Below are 21,644 nucleotides of genomic sequence, written 5' to 3'. Positions count from 1 at the left end.
AGTCCGGCGATATCTCGACCCGGTACGACGAAGGTCACAGTTATATATCGGACACTTCGCTCTTCAATCTTCACATGAGGTGCACATGTTGGCTAAGTTGACGGACAGGACGCACGACTCCCTCCGGTGAACCTCGCCGGGTCGCGCGGCCTCCGCCGAATCCGGTGGCCCTCGCGGCGACCGGAACCGGGGACCCAACCGAACTTTGGGGTGAATCGGCCCAACCGCCCGACAGGGCAAGGGCCGTAGGGCATACCTTCCGGATTCCTCGCCCGAACCCGACAGCTAACTCGGTAGGCGGAGCACGGAAGGAGTACGGCTCCCATCGCGCCGGAACGAACCCCGCGCCCCGGAGGCAGCAACCTCCCGGGCATACCCCGGCCCGCCCTCGCGACGGCGGCCGCCACCTCGGTGGACCTCTACTCCTCGGCCGGCGGCTCCTCGCCCGCGAGAGGGGACGACGGGCCCAGTCGCGAAGAGGTCCAGCAGCGGATCAGCAGCCTGTACGACCAGGCGGAGACCGTCAGCGGGAACTACAACGCGACCCGGGCCATGAGTTCGGGGCGCCCGCGCGAGCGTATGACGCCCGGGCCCGACACCGGACGTGGCCGCGCCGACGCCGTCGCCGCCCCTGCCCCCGCTCTGAACGACCGCGCCAAGCAATGGTTCGACGTGGGACGTTCGCAACTGGGGCCCCTCATCCCCGCCGTGCTGCCGCCCGACAGGATGCCGGACCGCGGCCAGAGCGGCCAGACCGGAACCCGGCCCAGGAGCCCCGGTGACCGTCCGGCCGACCGGTCGCCCGACCGTGCGCTGGAAGCGGCGGGCAAACCCCTCCTGGAGCTGACGGCCGGACCAGGCGCCGCGACAGCCGCCCGACCCGTGGCGGAGTTGACGGCCGGTCCCATCGCCGCGCTGCCGGCCGCGCCGCGGTCGCGTCAGGACGCCACCGAGGTTCTGCCCGCGATCCCCTCCGCGCCGGCCGCCGATCCGCGGCAGTCGCTGAAGACGTCCAAGCAGCGGAACCAGAGCAAGCTCGCGAAGGCCCGCGAACTGCTCTCCGCGCACATCGCCCGGCGGAGCGCGCCGGTGGCGGCCATCGAACCTCCGTCGGCGGAGACCGCCTGGGGTACCGGCGAGGCACAGGGCTACCGCCAGCCCGAGGCCGAGTGGTGGCAGCCCCAGCCCCAAGCGCAGCAGCCGCAGCCGGCCGGTTTCGGCACGCAGCTGTCCGTCGACGCCCTGGGCGGCCCCGACTTGACGTTCGGCATGGACCTGCCCACCGCTCCGGCTCCGTCGATTGCTCCGGCTCCGGCTCCGTCATTCGGCATGGATCTGCCCATGGGCCCGGACCTGTCCTTCGGTATGGCTCCGCCCATCGACGCCCGTACGCCGATGGGCACGGGCCTGCCGATCGGTTCGGACGGTGCCGCGAACCCGGGATACGGCGCCGCGAACCCGGCTTATGGGGCTGCGAGTCCGGGTTACGGCGCTGCGACCCCCGGCTACGGCGGATCGACCCCGGCATACGGCGGCAAGGCGGCGACAGCGGTCGACTTCGCCCGTGCGCAGATCGGCAAGCCCTTTGTGTGGGGAGCGATGGGGCCGGGCTCGTACGACTGCTCCAGCCTCACCCAGGCGGCCTGGAAGGCGGCGGGGGTCACACTCCCGCGTACCGTGCACGATCAGGCGGTCGCCGGCATGGCGGTCCCGCTCTCCGACATCCGTCTCGGCGACCTGATCCTCTTCCACGGGCACGTTGGCCATGTCGGCATCTACAGCGGCAACGGCATGATGGTCCACGCGCCGAGCCCGGGGGCGGTCATCCGCGAGGAGTCGATCCACTGGGCCGGGGAACCGGCGATCCACAGTGTGATCCGGCCTGCCTGACCCCGTGTCACCGCACGCCTGACCCGTCGTCCTGCGCTCGCCGCGGCGTCACCGCCGAGCGCAGGACTGCAGGGCCGAGGGCGTCGCGTGACGACGAAGGCTCCGGCCGTCGTGGTCCGCTCAACGGAAGGCCGCCTGGCCCGTCAGCGCCTGGCCGATCATGAGGGTGTGCATCTCGACGGTGCCCTCGTAGGTGAGGATCGACTCCAGGTTGTTGGCGTGCCGCATGACCGGGTACTCCAGCGAAATGCCGTTCGCGCCGAGGACGGTACGGGCGGTCCGGCAGATCTCCAGCGCGTTGCGGGTGTTGTTGAGCTTGCCGAAGCTGACCTGCTCGGGGCGCAGCCCGCGGTCGTCCTTGATCCGGCCCAGGTGGAAGGCGAGCAGCGTGCCCTTGGAGAGTTCGAGGGCCATGTCGGTCAACTTGGCCTGCGTCAGCTGGAATCCGCTGATGGGACGGCCGAACTGGACCCGGTCGCCCGCGTACGCCAGTGCCGTCCGGAAGGCCGAGCGCGCGGCCCCCATCGCGCCCCAAGCGATGCCGTAGCGCGCCTCGTTGAGGCAGGACAGGGGACCCTTGAGTCCTCGTACCTCCGGCAGTACGGCGGTGGCCGGCAGGCGTACGGAGTCCAGGACGAGTTCGCTGGTCACCGACGCTCGCAGTGACATCTTGTGCTTGATCGCGGGTGCCGAGAAGCCGGGGGTGTCGGTGGGCACCACGAAGCCCCGGACTCCGTCGTCCGTACGGGCCCAGACCACCGCGACGTCGGCGACCGACCCGTTGGTGATCCACATCTTGCGTCCGTCGAGGACCCAGTCACCGCCGTCGCGACGGGCGACCGTGCGCATACTGCCGGGGTCGGACCCGGAGTCGGGTTCGGTGAGCCCGAAGCAGCCGATGGCGGTGCCCGCCGCGAGACGGGGGAGCCACTCCTCCTTCTGGTCCTCGGACCCGAACGCCCAGATCGCGTACATGGCCAGCGAGCCCTGGACCGAGACGAGGGAGCGCAGCCCGGAGTCCGTCGCCTCCAGTTCGAGACAGGCCAGCCCGTAGTCGACGGCGCTCATGCCGGCGCAGCCGTAGCCCTCCAAGTGCATGCCCAGCAGGCCGAGTTCGCCGAGTTCCTTGGTCAGGCCGCGGATGTCCTCGATCGCGCCCTCCTCGAACCACTCGGCGATGTGCGGTTCGACGCGCCGGTCGCAGAAGGTTCGGACGCTGTCCCGGACGGCGCGTTCGTCCGGTGTCAGCAGACTGTCGAGTTCCAGGAGGTCGAGGGGTTCGGCCGGTCGCCCGGCGTGCGGTGCGTGCATCAGGGTCTCCGAAAATCGCGAGGGAGGGGAGGGGAAAGACGAGAGGGGGCAACAGGGGAGCGGGAGGAGGCCGCCGGCCAGGGGAGTATGGCCGACGGCCCCCGGCTGGAAGGAGGCCGTTTTCTACGGCTCGGCGTGCGCCGAGCTCAGGAGGTGGCCGTCGGGTCGATGACGAAGTTGCTGAAGCCGCCGTTGCGCTGGGCGATCCCGCCGATGGCTTCGTTGATCCGGTCGAGCGGGAACACCTGGTGCTCCAGCGGGCCGAGGTCGAGCAGACCCGCCTCCACCATGTCGGCCATCGCCTGGCCCTCTCCGGAGGTGAACCAGGCCGATCCGATCAGCCGCAGCTGCTGGTCCATCATCCGGTGGATGTCGATGGGCAGGTCACCGGCGACCGCGCCGATGTTCACCGCGATACCGCCGCGCGCCATGGCCCGCATGCCGGCCAGGAACGTCTCGTGCGGCGCACCGGGGCCGAGCGCGTCGATGTAGATGTCGACGCCGTACCCGTCGGTCTCCCGGTGGATCCACTCGTCGAGCGGACCGTCGTTGAGGGAGTGCAGACGCAGCCGGCCCGGCGCCAGTTTGTCGACCTGGTCGAGCAGGCTCTGGTCGCGGCCGGTGCCGTAGACACATGTCAGGCCGAGGGCGGGGGCGAGGAGCGCGGCGCCGATGCCCAGGGTGCCGCTGATGCCGTTGATCAGGATCGACTTGCCAGGAGCCGCTCCGGCCTTGCGGAGGGCGGAGTACATGGTGCCGAGGTAGCCGAAACGGGCGGCGGCGTCGAAGGGCAGCGAGTCGGGCAGCTTCACCAGGGCGTAGGCGGGCGCCACCATGTACTCGGCGAGGCCGCCCTGGTAGCGGTCCAGGAGGCCGATCGCGGTGGCGGAAAAGCCGAAATATCCGGCGAAGGCGTAGCTGGCGCAGTTGATCGAGTCGTTGTTGCGACACGACCGGCACGACCCGCAGTGCCGGCCGGGGTTGACGTACACCCGGTCGCCGACCTCGAACCCCTGGACGCCCTCGCCGACGGCCTCGACCACGCCGGCCGGGTCGAGACCGAAGATCGCCGGAAGGGTCGGCAGCGGGCTGTGCGGGAACCACGTCGTCCACATGTTCAGGATGTTGGCGAGGTTCGGGACGATGTTGACGGCGTGGACGGCCACGCGGACGTCGCCGGGGCCGGGCTCGGGGACGGGGAGTTCCTCGATCCGCATCGGTTCGCCGACGGCGTGCATCCGCGCGGCTCGCATGGTCGCACTCATGATCTCTCCAGGGTGTGGGTGGTGGAGATGCCGCCGGTGGCGCCGGCTCCATCTCGGTCTGCGGGGATGTGCGGGGATGTGTGGGGGAGATCGGGGGAGGAGGGGTGGGGATCTGTGGGGGAGATCGGTGACAGTCGTCCAGCAGGGTCTGTCAGTCGTCCAGCGAGGTCTGTCAGTCGGTCGAGCCGGGCCTGTCAGTCGTCCAACAGGGTCGCGAGGCGCTGCCGCTGGAGCTTCCCGGTCGCCCCTCGCGGGAGCGCCGGAACCACGGACAGACGTCGTGGCCACTTGTGCCGGGCCAGCCGGCCGTCGAGGTGGGCGCGGATGTCCTCCAGGGACGGTCCGTCGCCCTCTGCCACCACGAACGCGGTGACGACCTCGCCCCAGACCGCGTCGGGTGCCCCTGCCACCGCGACCTCGACGACACCCGGGAGGCTGATCAGCGCGTTCTCGACCTCGGCCGGGTCGACGTTCTCGCCGCCGGTGATGACGGTGTCCTTGACCCGGCCGACGACCTCCAGCCGCCCCTGGGCGTCGATCCGTCCACGGTCCCCGGTGTGGAACCAGCCCGCGGGGTCCGTGGCGGGGCGCGGCCCGTCGGCGGTCCAGTACGAGGACGCGACGGACGGCCCGCGTACCCAGATCTCGCCGGGGGCGCCGGCAGGGGTGGGCCCGCCGGCCTCGTCCACGACGAGAAGCTCGACGTGGGGCACGGGACACCCCGCCACGGCGGCCGGTCCGTCGGCCGTGCCGAGCGCGGAGTACGTCACGCCGGCGCCGGACTCCGTCAGACCGTAGGAGTCGACCACCCCGATGCCGCGCTCGTGCAGCAGATCCCGGGTCGCGGTCTGCGCCGGTGCTCCGCCGGAGAGGATCCACCGCAACGTGTCCAGGTCACCGCCCGCGAAGCGGGGATGACGGGTCAGCAGAGCGGCCATGGCGGGCACGGCGAAGGCACAGGTGATCCGGTGGTCGCGCACGAGGTCGATGAACAGGTCCGGGTCGAAGCGCGGGGCCAGCACCACCGTCCCGCGACGCGCCCAGGTGTACTGCGGCAGCCCGCCCAGTACGGCGACGTGGGCCAGCGGAGTCGCGACGAGGGCGACGTCGTCCGGGCCGACGGGCAGCCGGTCCAGCCCGTTGACCATGCTCCAGCGGAGGTTGTCGTGCGTCAGCGCGACGCCCTTGGGGTGTCCGGAGGTGCCGGACGTGAACGCGATGACCGCGACGTCCGAACCGGCCGGGGCCTCGGTGTCGAGTCCCTCGGCGGCGGGCGCGGACCCTTCGTCGCCGGGGTGCAGGTCGTCCCACGTCAGACGGAAGCATCGCCCGCTGCCGTCGGCCGGCCGGCCGCTCAGGAAGCGTTCGTCGGCGACGACGGCACGCGGCGCGGTCTCCGCGCAGACGACCGCCAGTTCACCGGCGGTCAGCTGCGGATGGACGGGTACGAGGACGGCGCCCATCCTCGTCACGGCGAACAGCGTGACGAGGGCCTCGGGCCGGGCCGCACCCTGCATCACGACGCGGTCTCCCCTGCGCACCCCGAACTTGTCGAGACGGGCGACCGTGCGCCGGATGGCCAGGTCCAGTTCGGCGTAGGTCCAGGACCGGTCCGTGGCGACCAGGGCGAGGCGGGAGGGGACCTCGTCCGCGCTCGCCACGAGGTGGGCGCCGAACCAGGCGTCCGTCGGGGCCGGAGGTGTGACTGTGCCGGTCATGCCCGCACCTCCGCGGCACGTCGGGCGCGGGCGAGCGCGCCGAGGGTCGACCCGGTGAGGTCGGCGGGGGAGACCGGTGTGCGCCGCTCCAGCAGGCGGCGGGCGGCCAGGTGTTCCGCGGGCCAGTTCAACGTCTCCACGGCGACCAGCCGCTCGTCTCGGAAGGCGTACGCGGCCAGCCGCTCCGGGGAGTCGCCCGGCAGCACACGTACCTCGTCGGTGTCCGTGCGCAGCCCGGCGATCTGCAGCTTGATGTCGCCCTGGTCGCTCCAGAACCACGGCAGGCTCTCGTACGGGCCCGGGGACCCGGCGATACGGCGGGCGACCAGCGCTCCCTGGTCGGTGGCGTTCTGCACGGACTCCAGCCGGACGACCCCGTCCGCGTGGGGGTGCGGATGGCGGGCGCAGTCGCCCACGGCGGAGATCCGGGGGTCGGTGACCGAGCGCAGCTGTTCGTCCACGATCACGCCGTCGTCCACGGCCAGACCTGCGGCCCGTGCCAGTTCGTCGCGGGGTACGGCTCCGATGCCGTACACGACGAGGTCGGCGGGCAGGGAGCCGTCGTCGGTGACGACCCGGCGCACCCGGCCCTCACCCTCGATCGCCCGCACGGCCGTCCCGGTGACGATCCGTACGCCGGTGCGCTCGTGTCGCTCCCGCAGGTGCTCCTGGAGCTGCGGGGAGACGGCCCGGCTCAGGAGCCGGTCGGCCAGCTCGACCACCGTCACGCGGGCTCCGCGTGCCCTGGCGACCTGGGCGAGTTCGAGTCCGATGAACCCGCCGCCCACGACGACCACGTCGCGGGCCGTCGTCAGCGCCTGCCCGATCGCGAGGGCGTCGTCGATCGAGCGCAGGGCGTGTACCCCGTCCAGCTCGGCGCCGGGGACGGGCAGCGGCCGGTTGCGTGCGCCGGTCGCCAGCACCAGGTGCTCGTAGGGGACGCGTTCGCCCGTGCCGGTGACCACGACGCGGGCGGTGGTGTCCACGGCGGCCACCCCATCGCCCAGCCGCAGGCCGATGTTCCGCTCGCGGTAGAAGGACTCCGGCACCAGGGTGACACCCATGCCGTCCGGATCGGTGTGGGCCTTCTTGGACAGTGGCGGCCGCTGGTAGGGCAGGTGGTGCTCGTCGGCGAACACGGTGACCGGCCCGTCGTACCCGGCGCCGCGCAGGGCCGAGACGACACTGAACCCGGCCTGTCCGCCGCCGACGACAACCACGCCCGCGCCCGTGCCCGCGTCGGTGCCCGCGAGACTCTTCATGTTCGTCATACCTGCTCCTCGGGCACGTGGACGACCAGCCCGTCGAGCGCTTCGGAGATCTGGATCTGGCAGCTGAGCCGGCTGGTGGGCCGGCGTTCGGCGGCGGTGAAGTCCAGCATCTCGTCCTCGACGTCGTTCGGCGGTCCCGTCAGTTCGCTGTGCCGGCCGTCCACGTAGACGTGGCAGGTGGCGCAGGCGGCGTTGCCGCCGCACTCCGCGACGATGCCCTCCACCGCGTTCGACACGGCCGCCTGCATGAGGACCGTCCCCGGCGCGGCGGTGACCTTGCGCTGGGTGCCGTCGGGCAGTTCGAAGATGACGATGGGCATGAAGTCCTCCTGGTGGGGACGGCTCGGTCGGGCCTGCCAGGCGCAGGCGGTGGCCTGTCGGGCTCAGTCGGAGGCTTGCCAGGTGACGTTCAGCGAGGTGAGACCCCGGAACACCCAGCCCTCCAGGTGGTCCTCCGCGCTGTCGACCAGGCGGAGTCCCTTGAGGCGGCCGAACACGAGGGGCCAGGCGAGCGCGCTGACCTCGTGGCGGGCGACCCATGCCCCCATGCAGAAGTGCGGACCACCACCGAAGGCGAGGTGCGGGCGGTGCGGCCGGTCGACATCGAACTCGTCGGCCCGCTCGAAGACCGACTCGTCCCGGTTCCCCGACGCGATCACCAGAGCCACCCGGCTCCCGGCGGGCAGGGCCACGCCGGCGATCTCGTAGTCCTGGGTGAGCTGGCGCGGATACATGCCGATCGGTGAGATCCACCGGGCCGTCTCCTCGAACACCCGCTTCCAGAGCACCGGCTCCGCCAGGACGCGGTTCAGCATCTCGGGGCGGCGCAGCAGTGCCCAGGCACCGACGCCGAAGACGTCACGCGGCTCGTTGACGCCTCCGCCGATGATGACCTTCACGTTGTTCTGGATCTCGCTGAGCTCCACGGGATCGGCCGCGTGGACCATGGAGGAGATCACCGAGCCGTCGGGCTCGCGCCGGACGGCCTCGGCCATCTCGGCCACGGCCTCGTCGATGGCCCGGGTGGCGTGCTCGGCGCGCAGCCACAGGTCGGGGTCGTCGGCGTAGTTGCTGTTGCCGTCCATCATCGCCCGCGACCAGGCGGCGATGTCGTCGGCACTCGCGTTGCGCAGCCCGAGCACCAGGGCCAGGTTGGCCGCCGCGAGGGGCTCCGCGAAGTCGCGGACCAGGTCCGCCTCGCCGTGCCCGGCGATCCGGTCGAGCAGGTCGTGCGCGTTGCGCTCGAAGGCGCCGGCCCACAGGTCGCGTACCTGGCGCGGGCGGGTGGGCGGCTCGGCCGCGGCCCGCAGGCGCCGGTGCTCCGGGTCGTCCTCGCGCAGCAGGTTGGGGCCGACGGTGCGCAGGAGCAGCGACCCCTCCTCCCGCGAGCTGAACACCTCGGGCAGTTTCTCGGCGTGGACGATGTCCTCGTACCGGGTGAGCAGGTGCCGTCCGACCGAGGGGACCCACGCCAGGGGAGCGGTGCGGCGTAGTTCGGCGTACGCGGGATAGGGGTCCCGGCGCAGCTCGGCGAGGTCCAGGTCGACGACGGGTGCGCCGGGGGCCGCGGTGGTGACGGCGCTCACGACGTGCCGCCCGCGCCGATCAGGACGAAGAGCACCGTGGCGGGCTCCGTGCCGTCGTTGCGCCAGGCGTGGCGAGTGCCGTTCTGCACGACGATGTCGCCGGGACCCAGCGCCGCGGTCTCCCCGCCGTCGAGGTCGAGGACGATCTCGCCCTCCAGGACGACGCCGTAGTCGACGGTGGGAGTGGTGTGCATGCCGGGGGCGTCCGGCTCGAACAGTTCGGTGAGACCCGGGGTGGCCTCCAGCTGCTCGGCGCCCGCCGCCGCGGGGTCCCAGCCGGGGTCGGCGTAGACACTGGACGGCGGGAAGGTGACGGTCAGCGCGATCGTCTCGCCGGGAGCGGGCACGAAGGAGGTCAGGGCCTCCGTCGGGTCGGCCGACGGGGCGGCGGGGGCCGACGTGTTCCAGACCAGGGACCTCGCGAAGCCCGGGGTGTGGACGTACTGAAGGGTACGGGGCGGCTCGCCGTCGCTGACTATGACGGGCTTGCCGCTCGAACTGACACCGGTGACGACACGACGAACCATGGTTCTCTCCTTTGAGAAGCAGTTCGGGTACGACGAAAGAGCGTCGGATGTGGGGTGGCTGAGAAGGTAAGGCGCACAGCGCCGAAAACGTTAGAGCTGAGACAGTAAAAGTTCTGACGATTTTCAGATGTCGCGCCGCACCCGCGTTCTTCCCGGTGTGCGTGCGTTTGTGAGGCGGTCCCCGCGGCCGGTCAGTCCGCGGCGGGCGGGGTCTCCTGGTTGACCAGCGTACGCAGCAGATGGACGAGCTCACCCAGCTGGTCGTCGCGCAGGATAGCCGTCCAGGCCCGCTCGCGCTCGGTCTGGGCCGCGATGGCCCGCCGCAGCGTCTCGCGGCCCTCCGTGGTGAGCTCGACGATCAGCTGGCGCCGGTCGGTCTCGACCCGCTTGCGCGTGACCAGTCCGCGGTTCTCCAGCGTCGTCAGCGCGCTGGAAATGCTGGCGCGGGTGGATCCGGAGACCCGGCCGATGTCCTGCTGGGCGAGCCCGTCGTAGGCCCACAGGGCGTTCAGGATGCGAAAGCCCGCCCAGGTCAGGCCCAGCGGCCGGTGCACGTGCCGTTCGAAGTCCTTGGTCAGCCGCGCTTCGAGACGGGTGAGATCGGTGACCATCTCGATCGCGTCCAGGTTCCGGGGGTCGGTCGTGCCCAGCTCCCGATGGTGGTGGCGCAGCAGCTCCGAGAACTCCCGGGTCCGGCTCTCGCCCGCGGCCTCCGGTTCACGCACGGTGTCGGTCACGATCTCCCACCCTTCCTGGTCGGGCCGCCGGCGTCAGCCGGCGACGACCGGATTGACCATAGTGCCGACACCCGTGACCTCGGTGCGCAGGACCTTACCGTCGCCGAGGTAGAGCCGCGGCGTCCGGCGGACACCGCAGCCGGCCGGGGTGCCGGTGAAGATCAGGTCCCCCGGCTCGAACGTCACCCGCTTCGACAGCCAGGCGATCAGCTCGGGAACGCTGAAGATGAGGTCCGAGGTCCGGCCGCGCTGCACCTCCAGCTCGTCCACCCAGCCGGCCACCTCGATGTCGTCCGGGTCCTCGAACTCGTCGACCGTCACCAGGTAGGGCCCGATGGGGCTGAAGGTGTCGTACGACTTCGGCAGCGTGAACTGGTTGATCGGCTTGCGCCACTGCTCCTTGCGGTCGCTGATGTCCTGACCCGCGGTGACACCCGCGACGTACGACCAGGCGTCGGCCTCGGAGATGTTCTTGCCGGTCCGCCCCATCACGACCACGAGCTCCGCCTCGAAGTCCACCTTGTCGTACTGCGGCTCCACCACGATGGAGTCGTACGGGCCGACCACGGACGAGGCGAACTTGGCGAACACCGACGGTTCGTCCGGGACGGGGAGGTTGGACTCCTCGGCGTGCGCGCGGTAGTTGAGGGCCACCCCGATCGCCTTGTACGGCTTGGCGACGCGGCCCAGGTCACGCGGCTCGAACGGCTTCCAGTCGGCGTCTTCCGCACGCTCGGCGAGAGCGCGCAGCTCGTCGTGGAGGGCGAGATCGGAGAGCACCTCCAGGCGCGGCTCGATCGCTCCCTTGCCTGCCGTGGCGATGTCCAGGGCACGGTCCTCGCGCACGAGGACGGGGCGGCCGGCGAGGTTGGCGAGCTTCATATGGACACTTCCTTCTGGGCGGCGGGCTCGACGCGGGGCAGGTCGAGCGCGAGTTCGCCCTCCGTCCGGACGCCGAGCGTGTTGATGACGGTGGCGATGGTCAGGTACTGGCCGACGGTGTAGAGGACGTCGATGATCTGCTCGACACCGAGGTGCGACTCCAGCCGGCTCCACAGCTCGTCGTCGACGCCCTGGCGGTCGATGAGCGAGTCGGTGGCGGCGAGCAGGACCTGGTCGAGCTCGTCGAGTCCCTCCCACGTGCCGGTCGCCGCGTCGAGGATCGTCGCGTCGGTCAGTCCCGCGCGCCGGGCGATCCGGACGTGCTGGTCCCACTCGTACGTGGCCCGGGCGCGGGCGGCGATCCGCAGGATCATCAGCTCCCTGGACGTGAGGGGCAGGGTGTTCTTGCCCAGCACGTGGTTGCTGAAGACGAGATAGCGGCGCAGCGCGTCCTCGTGGTGCGCCAGCGTCGCCCAGATCGTGTAGATCCGGCCGTCCTGGTCGCGGTACGGCGCCAGTGACGCCAGTGTCTTCTCCTGCAGGTCGGCCTCGTCGACGGGCTGCAGGCGGGGCTTCTCCGGCATCGGAGTCCTCCTCGGCTCGATGGCGTCAACTTATTCGTACGAGCCTTGACCGTCAAGGGTCTAACAAATATCGTCTTCCTCATGACGATCCAGAGCCTTGGGTACGTGGGTATCGGCACGCCCGACCCGACAGCATGGGCGGAGTACGCCCAGAAGGTAATAGGCCTCGCGGTCGAGCCCGCCGAGCCCGAAGGGCCGGTGCGCTACCGCCTGCGCATGGACCAGCATCCGTTCCGCATGTGGCTGACCCAGGCGCCCGCGGGCGGTGTCACGGTCATCGGGTGGGAGGTCCGCGACGCGACCGCGATCGACGAGATGACGGGGCGCCTCAAGGAGGCCGGGGTCGACGTCGCCGTCGGTACGGACGAGGAGTGCCAGGACCGCCAGGTGACCCGGATGGTGCACTTCACCGGCCCGCTGGGCATCCGCACCGAACTGTTCTGCGGCCGCCGGCTCGCCCCGAGCCAGTTCGTCTCACCGCTGGGCGTCGACTTCGTGACCGGGGAGCAGGGGCTCGGCCATGTCGTCATGAAGACGCCGCACGTCCAGAAGGCGGTGGACTTCTACTGCGAGATCCTGGGGTTCCGGCTCAGCGACACCGCCGACTACCCCTGGGGCACTTTCTACTTCCTGGGCTGCAACCCGAGGCACCACAGCGTCGCCTTCATCCGCTCGTACAAGAACGAGGGAACGCACCACATCCTGTGCGAGGTGACGACCCCGGAGGACGTCGGCCGCGCCCTGGACCGGACACGCGAGCACGGCATACCGCTCATGGCCACACTCGGCAAGCACGCCAACGACGGAATGTTCTCCTTCTACATGACCTCGCCGGCCGGCTTCGGCATCGAGATCGGCGCGGGCGGCGTGCAGGTCGACGAGAGCACCTGGGTCAGCCGCACCTACACCGCCGACATCTGGGGCCACCACCCCGTCGACTGACGGACCGTGAACACCCCTTTCCGTCTCCGACGAAAGCAGCCGCATCATGCTCCAGAGCTATGTGCAGGACACCTGGGTCACGCCCACGGCCACGCCCGAATCGGCGGTCGACGTACACGACGCGGTCACCGGTGACACGGTCTGCCGCGTCTCGTCCGAAGGCCTGGACATCGCTGGGGCGTTCGACCACGCACGCCGCGCCGGCGTTTCCGCTCTGCGCGACCTCACCTTCCACCAGCGGGCGGACCTCCTGGACGCGGTCGCCGCCGCCGTCCGCGCACGCCGCGAGGAGCTGTACGCGCTGTCGGCCCGAGCCGGAGCCACCCTGCCGGACGCCCGGTACGACGTCGACGGCGGCATCCGCGTCCTGCGTGACTACGCGGCTCGCGCACGCGCCGAGCTGCCCGACGCGCCGCACCTGGTCGAGGGGCCCGCCGAACGGCTGGCGCGGGGCGAGGACTTCCTCGGCGTCCACCTCTGCACCCCCTCCCCGGGCCTGGTGCTCCAGGTGAACGCCTTCAACTTCCCTGTCTGGGCACCCCTGGAGAAGCTGGCCCAGGCGCTGCTGGCCGGCATGCCCAGCGTGGTGAAGCCCGCCACCCCCACCGCGTACCTCACCGCGCAGCTCGTACGGATCGTCACCGAGGCCGGTGTCCTGCCGCCCGGCGCCCTGCAGTTGGTCGTGGGGTCGGTGCGGCCGGCGCTCGATCTGCTCCGGGAACAGGACGTGCTCTCCTTCACCGGCTCGGCCGCCACCGCCGCGACCCTGCGCACCCACCCGAACCTGGTGGCCCGCTCCGTCCGGTTCAACGCCGAGGCCGACTCCGTCAACGCCATCGTCCTGGCCCCGGACGTACCGCCCGGATCACCGCTGTTCACGGCGTTCGTACGGGAGGTCGTGACCGAGATGACCGTCAAGGCCGGGCAGAAGTGCACCGCGATCCGCCGGGTCCTCGTCCCCTGGGAGCACGAACCCGCCGCCCTGGACGCCATCTCGTCCGAGCTGGCCGGGGTGACGATCGGCAACCCCGCCTCGGAGGGCGTCCGGATGGGCGCGGTCGTCAGCCTCGCGCAACGCGACGACGTACGCCGGGCGGTGCGCGCGATCGCCGAGTCCGGCCGCTTCGTCCACGGCGACCCCGACAAGGTGCGGGTCGTCGACGCGGACCCCGAGCGGGGCGCCTTCCTCGACACCCTCCTCATCTCCGCCGACCCGGACGCCTCCGCACCCCACGAGGTCGAACCGTTCGGACCGGCCGCGACCGTACTCGCCTACCGCGACGCCTCCCACGCCACCGACCTGGTGGCGCGCGGCCGGGGCAGCCTCGCCGCCTCCGTGGTCGGCGACGACCTCGCGTGGACGACCGCCTTCGTGCGGGAAGCGGCCCCCTGGCACGGGCGGCTGCACCTCCTGGACTCGGCCAACATGGCGCAGACCACCGGGCACGGATCGCCGCTCCCCGCCCTGCGCCACGGTGGCCCCGGCCGGGCCGGCGGCGGTTCGGAGATGGCAGGCATCCGCGGCGTCGTGGACCTGATGCAGCGCACGGCACTCCAGGCCTCGCCGCGGGTTCTCAACTCCCTCGGGGCCGCGCAGTCGTCCTCACCGGCCGGCCCGGTGTGACCGCAGGGCCCGTCGGCCGGTCCTCGTCCGCCTCCTCGGAGCACGAACCCGCGGAGCGCGGCGGTACGGGCCTGCCGACGGCGACGATGCTCGCCCTGGCCCTGGCCTACGCGGTCGCTCCGCTGGCCACCGACATGTACCTGTCGGCGTTCCCGCGCATGACACGCGAACTGCACACCTCGGCCGCGGGCATCCAGCTGACCTTGACCGCGTTCATGACCGGCCTGGCCGTCGGACAACTGGTCATCGGGCCACTGTCCGACCGGTATGGCCGACGCCGACCGTTGCTGACCGGGACCGCGGTGAGCGTGCTCGCGGGGCTGCTCTGCGCCGCGGCGCCCTCCGCGGAACTGCTCATCGCGGCCCGATTCCTACAGGGCTTCAGCGGAGCCGCCGGGATCGTCATCGCCCGCGCCGTGGTCAGCGACCGGGCCAGTGGCGCGGGGGCGGCCCGGGCGTTCGGTCTGCTCATGATGATCGGCGGGGTGGCGCCGGTCCTCGCCCCGCTGACGGGCGGGGCACTGGTCGGAGCCGTCGGCTGGCGCGGGATCTTCCTCGTCCTCACCGGCCTGGCCGTGCTGATGTTCGTGGGCGCGCTGCTGTTCGTGCCCGAGACCCTGCCCCCGCGGGAACGGCACACGGGAGGGCTCGCCGACACCCTCCGCAGAACGGGCACGCTCCTGACCGACCGGCCGTTCCTCGGCCACGCCCTCGCTTTCGCCTTCGGGTTCGGCATGCTGTTCAGCTACCTCGCGGCATCCCCGTTCGTCTTTCAGAACGTCTACGGCTTCTCGGTCGGGGCCTACGCGGTGTCCCTGGCCGTCAACGCCTTCGGGTTCACCGCCACCAGCGCCCTCAACAGAAGACTCGTCCGGCGCTTCGGCGCACGCCTCCTGCTGCGCACCGGCCTTGCCACCATGTTCGTGTTCTCCGCGACGCTGTGTCTGCTCGGCGTCACCGGGCTGCTCGTCCGGGCCTCCGCCGTGCTCCTGATCTTCGTGACGGTGTCGTCCCTCGGTCTGGTCGCGGCCAACGCCACGGCGCTCGCCGTCGCCCGGGCTCCACACGCGGCGGGCAGTGCCTCGGCGGTCCTCGGAGCCTCACAGTTCGGGCTGGCGGCCGTCGTCTCCCCGCTGGTGGGACTGGGCGGCGACCACACCGTCGTCCCGATGGCCGTGGCCATGGCAGCCTCGACGGCGGTGGCGGGATCGGCGGTGCTGCTCCTCGCCCGGAAGGACCGAGGCGGTGACGAGGCCGCCTGAGCCGGGCGGGTCCGCGCGCTCGGAGGCCGTGTCGGGCACGTGCCCGACACGGCCTCCGAGCCTTCGGCGGTCCTCGGGAGGCCCGTCAGTTCGTGTCGAGCGCGATGGCGATGTCGGTGATGCTCGCGGGGAACTGGTCCACGAAGGACGTGGCTCCGGTGAGGACGTCGACGGTGTAGAAGCTCGGATCCGCGTCGGTGCCCGCGAAGAAGGTGGCGAAGGCCGTGTTCGAGATGGTCTTGCCGGCGCTCACGTCGCTGAAGATGTCGAAGCCGGCGTTGGCACCGGCGTTCTGGCCGAGTGAGCCGGTCGCGGTCAGCAGGCCCATCGCGGGCGGTGACTGGATGACGACCTGGTCCGTGGTCGTGTTGAGGTCGAACAACGTCGTCGCGGTGTCCGAGGTCAGGTCGTTGTTGGTGTACGCGGCGGCCGTGACGCCATGGGCCGAGACCCCGTCCGTGGTCAGCGGGGTGTTCGTGGTGGTGCTGCTGTTGGCGAGGTTGTGCGCCAGGTTCTGACCGGTGTCGCTGATGATCCGCAACCGGTCGGCCGCGGGGTTGAAGTCGACGCCGAAGTTCGTGCCCTGCAGCGGAACACTGAGCTGCGAGACCTTGGTGACCTGCGGGTCCGTGACCGCGGGCGGGATCAGGACCGTGTAGATGCCGCCCTTGTTGCCGACCAGGTACATCAGTCCGTTCTGTACGCGGAAGTCGATCCCGATGGCGGCGGTGTCGCCGACGAGCCCGTTGATGCGTTTGAACCAGTTGAGCGTGCCGGGTGTGTTGGTGTTGAACGCGGCCATCTTGCCGTCGTCCGTGATGCCGAACGCCGGCAGGCTGGGCGCTGCCGCCGCGTGACCGGCGCTCGGGGTGGCCACGACGAGCGCCGCCATCGCGGACGTGGCCGCGACCGCCGCGGCGATTCTCTTCTTGAGCCCTGCTTTCATCGTTTGTTCCCTCTCGGTCGGCGTGAGCCTGAGCGTGGATGTGAGCGCGAGCGTGTGCTGTGGCAGAGGTGTCGCCGCCCGGTCCGGCAGGCCGGATCAACAGGCGGCGACGGCAAGCTATGAGGCAGGACTGGACATCCACTGGACGGTGGTTGAACGGCCGACCGGCGAGGGCTCCGCGGGGGGTTCACTGCCCCGACGCGGTCGACGCCGCGGTGGCCGGTACCCACGGCCCCAGGGCCCGGCGGGCACGCTCGGCGCCCGCGTGCGCCCGTGCCAGCTGGTCGTGCTCACCGGTGACGGCCGCGACCGTCGCCGCGGTGGAGTGGTGGTCGAGCGCCTCGTCGTGACGGCCGCCGCCGTGCAGTGCCTCGGCGAGGCCGTTGAGCGCCGACGCCTCGCCGTAGCCCTCCCCGTTCTCACGGAACAGTTCGAGGGCTCGCCGCTGACAGGTGACCGCGGCCTCGAACTCGCCCTGCCCCAGCCGGATGTCGCCCAGACCGGACAGCGCGTACGCCTCGCCGCCGTGGTGCCCCAACTGCCGGAAGAGCGCGAGGGCCTGCTCCTGGCACTCGGCCGCGGCCTCCGAACGGCCCAGCCGCAGAAGGGCGTTGCCGAGGTGGGAGAGGGTGCGGGCGCGGCCGATCCGGTCGCCGGTCAGATCGTGCAGGGCGAGGGCCTGCCGCTGGTGCTCCGCCGCCTGCTCGTACTCGCCCAGCCGCAGACAGACATTGCCGAGGTTCGTGAGGGTGCGTGCCCGTCCCACCTGGTCGCCGGTCTCCCGGTAGAGGGCGAGAGCCTGTTGATGGTCGTGCGCCGCGTCCCGGAGACTGCCCAGCCGCCAGTGGACGTTGCCGAGGTTGGACAGGGTCCTGGCCCGCCCCGCCCGGTCGCCCGTCCGAAGGTGCAGTTCGAGGGCCCGTACGAGGTGGTCCTCGGCCGATCCCGCGTCGGCGAGCCGCCAGTGCACGACCCCGAGGTTGGTCAGCGCGTGGGCCTGCCCGCCCAGGTCACCGATCGTCTCGGCGGCCCGCAGGGCGTGGCGGTGGATCTCCAGCGCCTCGGTGTGGTGACCGGAGTCGAGGTGGCGGAACAGCAGAGCGGCCAGGCGGACGGCGTGCCCGGGACTGCCGCGGTCCGCGGCCACCGCGCAGACGGCGGCCAGCGTCGGCCGCTCGGCGTCCAGCCAGGCCCGTGCCCCGGCCGCGTCACCGACGGCCGGCGAGACGCGGACGGAGGGGGCGACAGCGGGCCTGTGGTGCCGTTCGGCGGGGTAGAGCGTGTCCATGGCCGCCGCGGCCGTGCTCAGGTAGTGGTCGAAGAGACGGACCAGCGCGGCCTGCCGCTCGGCCTCGGAGTCGTGCGTACGGGTCAGGCGGTGGGCGTAGGCGCGCAGCAGGTCGTGCGTGCCGAACCGGCCCGGCCGGGCGGACTCCACGAGATGGGCCCGGGCCAGCAGCGCCAGAGTCCCGGCGGCCTGGGCGGGGCTCGCACCTGCGTCCGCGGGCCTGCCGCCCGGCACGGCATCCGACGAACGGGCCGACGTCCGGCCCGGCATAGGGTCCGGCGCGTGACGTGGCACGCTGTCCGGTGCCGGGCCCGACCGGTTGTCCGACGTGTGCCGGGGTCTCTCGTCCCGCACGTCACCCGGCACACGGGTCCGTTCCTCGCCCGGCACATGAGTCGGCCTCTCGCCCGGGGCATGGGGCAGTGCCTCGCCCGGCACTTCGCCGATCAGCGCGGCGACCGCGTCGGCGTCCGCCTCCGGTCCCGGGTGCAGGCTCAGCAGACGGAAAGTACGGGCGGCCGGGGTGGGGAGTCGCTCGTACGACCAGGAGAAGACCGCTTCCACCGCCGCCCGGCGGTCGCCGCCCGCGTCCAGGAGGTCGAGCCGCCGCTGCTGGTCGGCCAGCTCCGCCACCAGGTCCGCCAGCCGCGACGACGGGTGGGCGACGGCGAGTTCGGCCGCGACCCGCAGCGCCAGCGGGAGACGTGCGCACTGTTCGGCCAGGGCGGCGGCCGGCCCCGGCTCGGTGTCGACGCGCGCGCCGACGAGCGTGCGCAGCAGGGCGACCGCGTCGGGCGGCGGGAGCGGGCCCAGACCGATACGGCGGGCGCCGTGCAGGGCCACCAGTCCGGCGAGGCTGTCCCGGCTGGTGACCACGACGGCACACAGCGGCGAGCCGGGAAGCAACGGGCGGACCTGCTCCTCGGACAGGGCGTTGTCCAGGACCACCAGCATCCGCCGGTCGGCCAGTTCGGTCCGGAACCGGCTCGCGCGGTCGTCCACGTCGAGCGGGATCGCGTCACCGGGAACCCCGAGGACGCTGAGGAACCGGGTCAGGGCGTCACCGGGCGGCATCGGGCGGTCCGGGTCGTAACCGCGCAGGTTGACGTAGAGCTGGCCGTCGGGGAACCGGCGCCGCGTGCGGTGCGCCCAGTGGACGATCAGCGCGGTCTTCCCCACCCCGGCCGTGCCGGAGACGACCGAGACGGCCCCGGCCGTCGGGCTGTCCGCCGCCGCGGCCAACAGCCGGTCCAGCGCGGAGAGTTCCGGATCACGGCCCGCGAAGTCGGGTACGTCCGCCGGGAGTTGCGCGGGTAATCGGTGCGCCGAGGGCGGGAACGGGGGTACGTGGGCGGGCACTTGCGCGGGCAACGCGGCGACGCCTGTCGTGCCGGGGCCGCCGACGGGAGCTTGCCCGGCACCGGGAGCGGAAGGCCGGGTGCGGCGCCGCAGCACGGCGGCATACGCCTCGGCCAGCGCGGGGCCGGGATCGACGCCGAGTTCGTCCGCCAGCCGACGACGGCTCCGCCGGTAGACGGCGACCGCCTGATCGCGTCGCCCGACGGCCTCGTACGCCCGGATGAGCCGGGCCTGGGCGTCCTCGTCCAGCGGCTGCGCGACCGCGGTCTCCTCCAGGACGGGCAGTGCGTCGGCGCTCCTGCCCGCCGCGATCATGGCCTCGCCGTACTGGGCGACCACCCCACGGCGTTCCTCCGCCAGCGCGACCACCACCGGGTGCGCGGCGAGGAAGGGCAGGTCCGCGAGGGGCGGTTGCTGCCACAGCCCGAGCGCGTCGGTCAGCAGGGCCGCGGCCCGCTCCTGGCCGCCGCCGCGCCCGTCCCGTCGTACGGTCACCGCTCCGGCGACCAGGTCCCTGAAGCGCAGCAGGTCGATGGCGTCGTTCGGGACGCGCAGCGCGTAGCCGTCGCCGAGCCGGGGGAGCAGCGCACTGCGGGCGCGTGCTGGCCGGTCCGGTTCCAGCAGGTGGCGCAGGTGCTTGATGTGGGTCTGGACGACGTTCGACGCGGTGGCCGGCGGGCGCTCGCCCCACAGCGCGTCCGCGAGTCCGAAGAACGGCAGTTGCTGTCCACGGGACACCGCGAGCAGGGCGAGTACCGCGCGGCGCTGGGGCGAACCGAGGTCGAGGCGGGTGCCGTCCCGCCAGGCGCAGACCGGCCCGAGTACCTGAATGCGCATGCGCTCCCCGCCCGCCGTTTTACAACTCCCTCACCATTTCCTTTCTTCATCCCCATCTCTATCTCTCTTGTCGGCATATCCGGAAGGCGTATTCCGGCCCACTGCCGCGCAGTTGTCACACCGGGCCCGCGGGCTCGCGTTCAGCGCTCGTCGCCGGAGACGTCCGGGTGCCGGCCGAGGCGTCGCACGTACTCCTCGATGTGGCGGTACGGAGCGAGGGTGCCGGCCGCGTCGAAGTGGTCGAGGTGGGTGAGTGTCACCCAGAGATCCCTGTCCGCGGTGCCGAGCTCATCGCCCAACACGTAGGGCTGGCAGGCGAGTTGACGGTTCAGGCGGTCCAGGGCGGGCAGCCGGGCTCCGTCGGTCTCGGGGTCGGCGAGCAGGCCGGCGAGGTCGCGGAGGATGTCGGGCGTGTGGTTGCTGACGACGCGTCCGCTCCAGCGGTCGCACAGCGCGGGCGCGGTGAGCGGGCCGTCGTAGTGGTGCCAGGTCGCCTCGTAGGCGCCGCGCAGCGACGCGAAGGCATCGGGTGTCTCGGCGGGGAGCTTCAGGACGGTGGTGGTGAGCGAGTCCGTGAGGCCGAGCAGGTCGAGGACGACCGCCACGCGCGCCGAGTAGGGACAGGCCTCGGACAGGTACAGCTGATAGCGGTGCGGCGCCGGGTAGAAGCCGCCCGCGAGACCGACGCCGATACGGCCGCGGAAGCGGTGCGGACGGGCGGCCGGGACGGGGCCGGACGAGCCGCCGGCGGCCGTGCCGCGGCCGGACGAATGGGAGGCGGTCGTGTGGGCGGCGGTCGCGCGCGAGGTCGCCGTCGTGAAGGTGTCAGTGCTGCTGGAACCGCGGGAAACCGTCTCGGGCATGACTCTCCAGGGGAACTCGAAGGCCCTGGCCGCCTCGTGGGCGCCAGTGGCGGAACGGAGTGACTGCGCTGGCCGTACAGGTCCGGATCGGTCGGACGCGTAGCGGATCAGTAAGCGCTGGAGACACGCGACAAATCGATGTGCAGGCGCCTCGTCAAGCCGTTCCTGGACAAATTCCCACCGGTCCTGCCGTCGGGGCTCACGAGACGCGAGACCACGCTTGCCCCGCCGCTCCGGCGGAACCCGGTCGTCACCCGGGGCACCCCGTCGCGGTGGAAGGGTTGCCTGCCAGCGGGCCGGGGCCGATGACCGCACGAACGGGGAGTCCCCGCACGACGGGCGCTGGCGATCGTGACCGTCCCCGCCAGTGTTGATGCGGTCCGCGGGACCGTCAAGACGGCGTCTCAGCAGCTGGGCCTCCGGCCCGACAGGAACTCTTGGTGGCAGGAAGAAAGGACACAGCCGTACTGTTGTGCTCGTTGACGACGAGGCGGTGCCCGACCGAGGGCCCGCGCATGCGAGGTCGGCCGGACCCCCGGTCCGCCGAGCCGGAAGGGCGGAGGTGACGCACGTGCGAGCGCGAACCATGTCCCGCCGCGGCGCCACGAAGGCCGCCCCGCTCCATCGCGTACGCCTCTACTCCCGGCCGCACATCGACCTGTTGCGCTTCGCCGGCGCGCTCTGTTGCTCCTGACCCGTAACCCACGCGGCCGCGCCCTCCGCTGAGGGCCGGCTTTCCCGTACGGTCGATC

At 71.9% G+C, this 21,644-nt stretch carries 18 protein-coding genes and 2 riboswitches; of the genes, 5 read left to right on the top strand and 13 right to left on the bottom strand.

The window, feature by feature from the left end:
- The first annotated feature begins 143 nt into the window (after positions 1-143).
- Positions 144-316: riboswitch (cyclic di-AMP (ydaO/yuaA leader) on the top strand.
- 95 nt (positions 317-411) lie between these two features.
- Positions 412-1,890, top strand: a complete 1,479-nt coding sequence (locus tag ACH4YP_RS01895; protein WP_398488878.1) for a C40 family peptidase — start codon at positions 412-414, stop codon at positions 1,888-1,890.
- 120 nt (positions 1,891-2,010) lie between these two features.
- On the opposite strand, the gene ACH4YP_RS01890 is transcribed toward ACH4YP_RS01895, so the two are convergent.
- The 10 genes from ACH4YP_RS01890 to ACH4YP_RS01845 all read right to left on the bottom strand — a co-directional run bounded on the left by ACH4YP_RS01890 (position 2,011) and on the right by ACH4YP_RS01845 (position 11,771).
- A complete protein-coding gene (locus tag ACH4YP_RS01890; RefSeq protein ID WP_398488877.1) occupies positions 2,011-3,201 on the bottom strand; it encodes an acyl-CoA dehydrogenase family protein in 1,191 nt (396 codons plus the stop codon).
- Positions 3,202-3,347: 146 nt separating this feature from the next.
- Positions 3,348-4,466 (bottom strand): alcohol dehydrogenase catalytic domain-containing protein, encoded by a 1,119-nt coding sequence (locus tag ACH4YP_RS01885; protein WP_361051298.1) that lies wholly within the window; start codon positions 4,464-4,466, stop codon positions 3,348-3,350.
- A 194-nt stretch (positions 4,467-4,660) separates the two neighbouring features.
- Positions 4,661-6,184, bottom strand: a complete 1,524-nt coding sequence (locus ACH4YP_RS01880; protein WP_398488875.1) for a class I adenylate-forming enzyme family protein — start codon at positions 6,182-6,184, stop codon at positions 4,661-4,663.
- Positions 6,181-7,455 (bottom strand): NAD(P)/FAD-dependent oxidoreductase, encoded by a 1,275-nt coding sequence (locus ACH4YP_RS01875; protein ID WP_398488874.1) that lies wholly within the window; start codon positions 7,453-7,455, stop codon positions 6,181-6,183. Before ACH4YP_RS01875 ends, ACH4YP_RS01880 begins: the two co-directional genes overlap by 4 nt.
- Positions 7,452-7,775 (bottom strand): 2Fe-2S iron-sulfur cluster-binding protein, encoded by a 324-nt coding sequence (locus ACH4YP_RS01870; RefSeq protein WP_361051307.1) that lies wholly within the window; start codon positions 7,773-7,775, stop codon positions 7,452-7,454. The genes ACH4YP_RS01875 and ACH4YP_RS01870 overlap by 4 nt, the downstream gene beginning before the upstream one ends.
- Before the next feature lie 63 nt (positions 7,776-7,838).
- Positions 7,839-9,041 carry a cytochrome P450 gene (locus tag ACH4YP_RS01865; RefSeq protein ID WP_398488873.1) on the bottom strand — a complete coding sequence of 401 codons (1,203 nt, stop codon included), beginning with the start codon at positions 9,039-9,041 and terminating at the stop codon, positions 7,839-7,841.
- Positions 9,038-9,568: a cupin domain-containing protein gene (locus ACH4YP_RS01860; RefSeq protein WP_361051312.1), complete on the bottom strand. Its 531-nt coding sequence runs from the start codon at positions 9,566-9,568 to the stop codon at positions 9,038-9,040. The genes ACH4YP_RS01865 and ACH4YP_RS01860 overlap by 4 nt, the downstream gene beginning before the upstream one ends.
- Before the next feature lie 191 nt (positions 9,569-9,759).
- Positions 9,760-10,305 carry a MarR family transcriptional regulator gene (locus ACH4YP_RS01855; RefSeq protein WP_361051315.1) on the bottom strand — a complete coding sequence of 182 codons (546 nt, stop codon included), beginning with the start codon at positions 10,303-10,305 and terminating at the stop codon, positions 9,760-9,762.
- Positions 10,306-10,338: 33 nt separating this feature from the next.
- Positions 10,339-11,187, bottom strand: a complete 849-nt coding sequence (locus ACH4YP_RS01850) for a fumarylacetoacetate hydrolase family protein (protein WP_361051318.1) — start codon at positions 11,185-11,187, stop codon at positions 10,339-10,341.
- Entirely contained in the window at positions 11,184-11,771 is a 588-nt protein-coding gene (locus tag ACH4YP_RS01845; protein WP_398488872.1) for a carboxymuconolactone decarboxylase family protein, read from the bottom strand. The genes ACH4YP_RS01850 and ACH4YP_RS01845 overlap by 4 nt, the downstream gene beginning before the upstream one ends.
- A gap of 81 nt (positions 11,772-11,852) precedes the next feature.
- On the opposite strand from ACH4YP_RS01845, the gene ACH4YP_RS01840 reads away from it, so the two are divergent.
- Genes ACH4YP_RS01840 through ACH4YP_RS01830 form a run of 3 tightly spaced genes read left to right on the top strand, consistent with a single transcriptional unit; the run spans position 11,853 to position 15,599 of the window.
- Positions 11,853-12,713: a VOC family protein gene (locus ACH4YP_RS01840; RefSeq protein WP_398488871.1), complete on the top strand. Its 861-nt coding sequence runs from the start codon at positions 11,853-11,855 to the stop codon at positions 12,711-12,713.
- A 46-nt stretch (positions 12,714-12,759) separates the two neighbouring features.
- Positions 12,760-14,337 (top strand): phenylacetic acid degradation bifunctional protein PaaZ, encoded by a 1,578-nt coding sequence (gene paaZ / locus ACH4YP_RS01835; protein ID WP_398488870.1) that lies wholly within the window; start codon positions 12,760-12,762, stop codon positions 14,335-14,337.
- On the top strand, positions 14,334-15,599 hold the full coding sequence (locus tag ACH4YP_RS01830; RefSeq protein ID WP_361051328.1) for a multidrug effflux MFS transporter: 1,266 nt from the start codon (positions 14,334-14,336) through the stop codon (positions 15,597-15,599). Before paaZ ends, ACH4YP_RS01830 begins: the two co-directional genes overlap by 4 nt.
- An 85-nt stretch (positions 15,600-15,684) precedes the next feature.
- Here ACH4YP_RS01830 and ACH4YP_RS01825 read toward each other — a convergent pair whose 3' ends face one another.
- The 3 genes from ACH4YP_RS01825 to ACH4YP_RS01815 form a co-directional block, all read right to left on the bottom strand.
- Positions 15,685-16,545, bottom strand: coding sequence for a DUF4394 domain-containing protein (locus tag ACH4YP_RS01825; RefSeq protein WP_398488869.1), 861 nt, complete (start codon positions 16,543-16,545; stop codon positions 15,685-15,687).
- Between the two features lie 187 nt (positions 16,546-16,732).
- Positions 16,733-20,029 carry an AfsR/SARP family transcriptional regulator gene (locus tag ACH4YP_RS01820; protein WP_398488867.1) on the bottom strand — a complete coding sequence of 1,099 codons (3,297 nt, stop codon included), beginning with the start codon at positions 20,027-20,029 and terminating at the stop codon, positions 16,733-16,735.
- 140 nt (positions 20,030-20,169) lie between these two features.
- Complete coding sequence (locus tag ACH4YP_RS01815; protein ID WP_361051337.1) at positions 20,170-20,892, bottom strand: glutathione S-transferase C-terminal domain-containing protein; 723 nt, start codon at positions 20,890-20,892, stop codon at positions 20,170-20,172.
- 211 nt (positions 20,893-21,103) lie between these two features.
- Positions 21,104-21,249: riboswitch (SAM riboswitch) on the bottom strand.
- Between the two features lie 214 nt (positions 21,250-21,463).
- Here ACH4YP_RS01815 and ACH4YP_RS01810 point away from each other — a divergent pair.
- Positions 21,464-21,586, top strand: coding sequence for a putative leader peptide (locus tag ACH4YP_RS01810; protein WP_361051340.1), 123 nt, complete (start codon positions 21,464-21,466; stop codon positions 21,584-21,586).
- Positions 21,587-21,644: the final 58 nt, after the last annotated feature.

The sequence above is a fragment of the Streptomyces sp. NPDC020747 genome (assembly GCF_044334695.1).
Taxonomy (GTDB): domain Bacteria; phylum Actinomycetota; class Actinomycetes; order Streptomycetales; family Streptomycetaceae; genus Streptomyces.
Note: the sequence above shows the minus strand (reverse complement) of the source record. Positions and strands in the feature narration are given on the sequence as shown.

Excerpts from the sequence above, each read along its gene's own strand:
- ACH4YP_RS01890 (WP_398488877.1), bottom strand. The coding sequence starts at position 3,201 with ATGCACGCACCGCACGCCGGGCGACCGGCCGAACCCCTCGACCTCCTG.
- ACH4YP_RS01885 (WP_361051298.1), bottom strand. The coding sequence starts at position 4,466 with ATGAGTGCGACCATGCGAGCCGCGCGGATGCACGCCGTCGGCGAACCG.
- ACH4YP_RS01880 (WP_398488875.1), bottom strand. The coding sequence starts at position 6,184 with ATGACCGGCACAGTCACACCTCCGGCCCCGACGGACGCCTGGTTCGGC.
- ACH4YP_RS01875 (WP_398488874.1), bottom strand. The coding sequence starts at position 7,455 with ATGACGAACATGAAGAGTCTCGCGGGCACCGACGCGGGCACGGGCGCG.
- ACH4YP_RS01870 (WP_361051307.1), bottom strand. The coding sequence starts at position 7,775 with ATGCCCATCGTCATCTTCGAACTGCCCGACGGCACCCAGCGCAAGGTC.
- ACH4YP_RS01860 (WP_361051312.1), bottom strand. The coding sequence starts at position 9,568 with ATGGTTCGTCGTGTCGTCACCGGTGTCAGTTCGAGCGGCAAGCCCGTC.
- ACH4YP_RS01850 (WP_361051318.1), bottom strand. The coding sequence starts at position 11,187 with ATGAAGCTCGCCAACCTCGCCGGCCGCCCCGTCCTCGTGCGCGAGGAC.
- ACH4YP_RS01845 (WP_398488872.1), bottom strand. The coding sequence starts at position 11,771 with ATGCCGGAGAAGCCCCGCCTGCAGCCCGTCGACGAGGCCGACCTGCAG.
- ACH4YP_RS01840 (WP_398488871.1), top strand. The coding sequence starts at position 11,853 with ATGACGATCCAGAGCCTTGGGTACGTGGGTATCGGCACGCCCGACCCG.
- paaZ (WP_398488870.1), top strand. The coding sequence starts at position 12,760 with ATGCTCCAGAGCTATGTGCAGGACACCTGGGTCACGCCCACGGCCACG.
- ACH4YP_RS01825 (WP_398488869.1), bottom strand. The coding sequence starts at position 16,545 with ATGAAAGCAGGGCTCAAGAAGAGAATCGCCGCGGCGGTCGCGGCCACG.
- ACH4YP_RS01820 (WP_398488867.1), bottom strand. The coding sequence starts at position 20,029 with ATGCGCATTCAGGTACTCGGGCCGGTCTGCGCCTGGCGGGACGGCACC.
- ACH4YP_RS01815 (WP_361051337.1), bottom strand. The coding sequence starts at position 20,892 with ATGCCCGAGACGGTTTCCCGCGGTTCCAGCAGCACTGACACCTTCACG.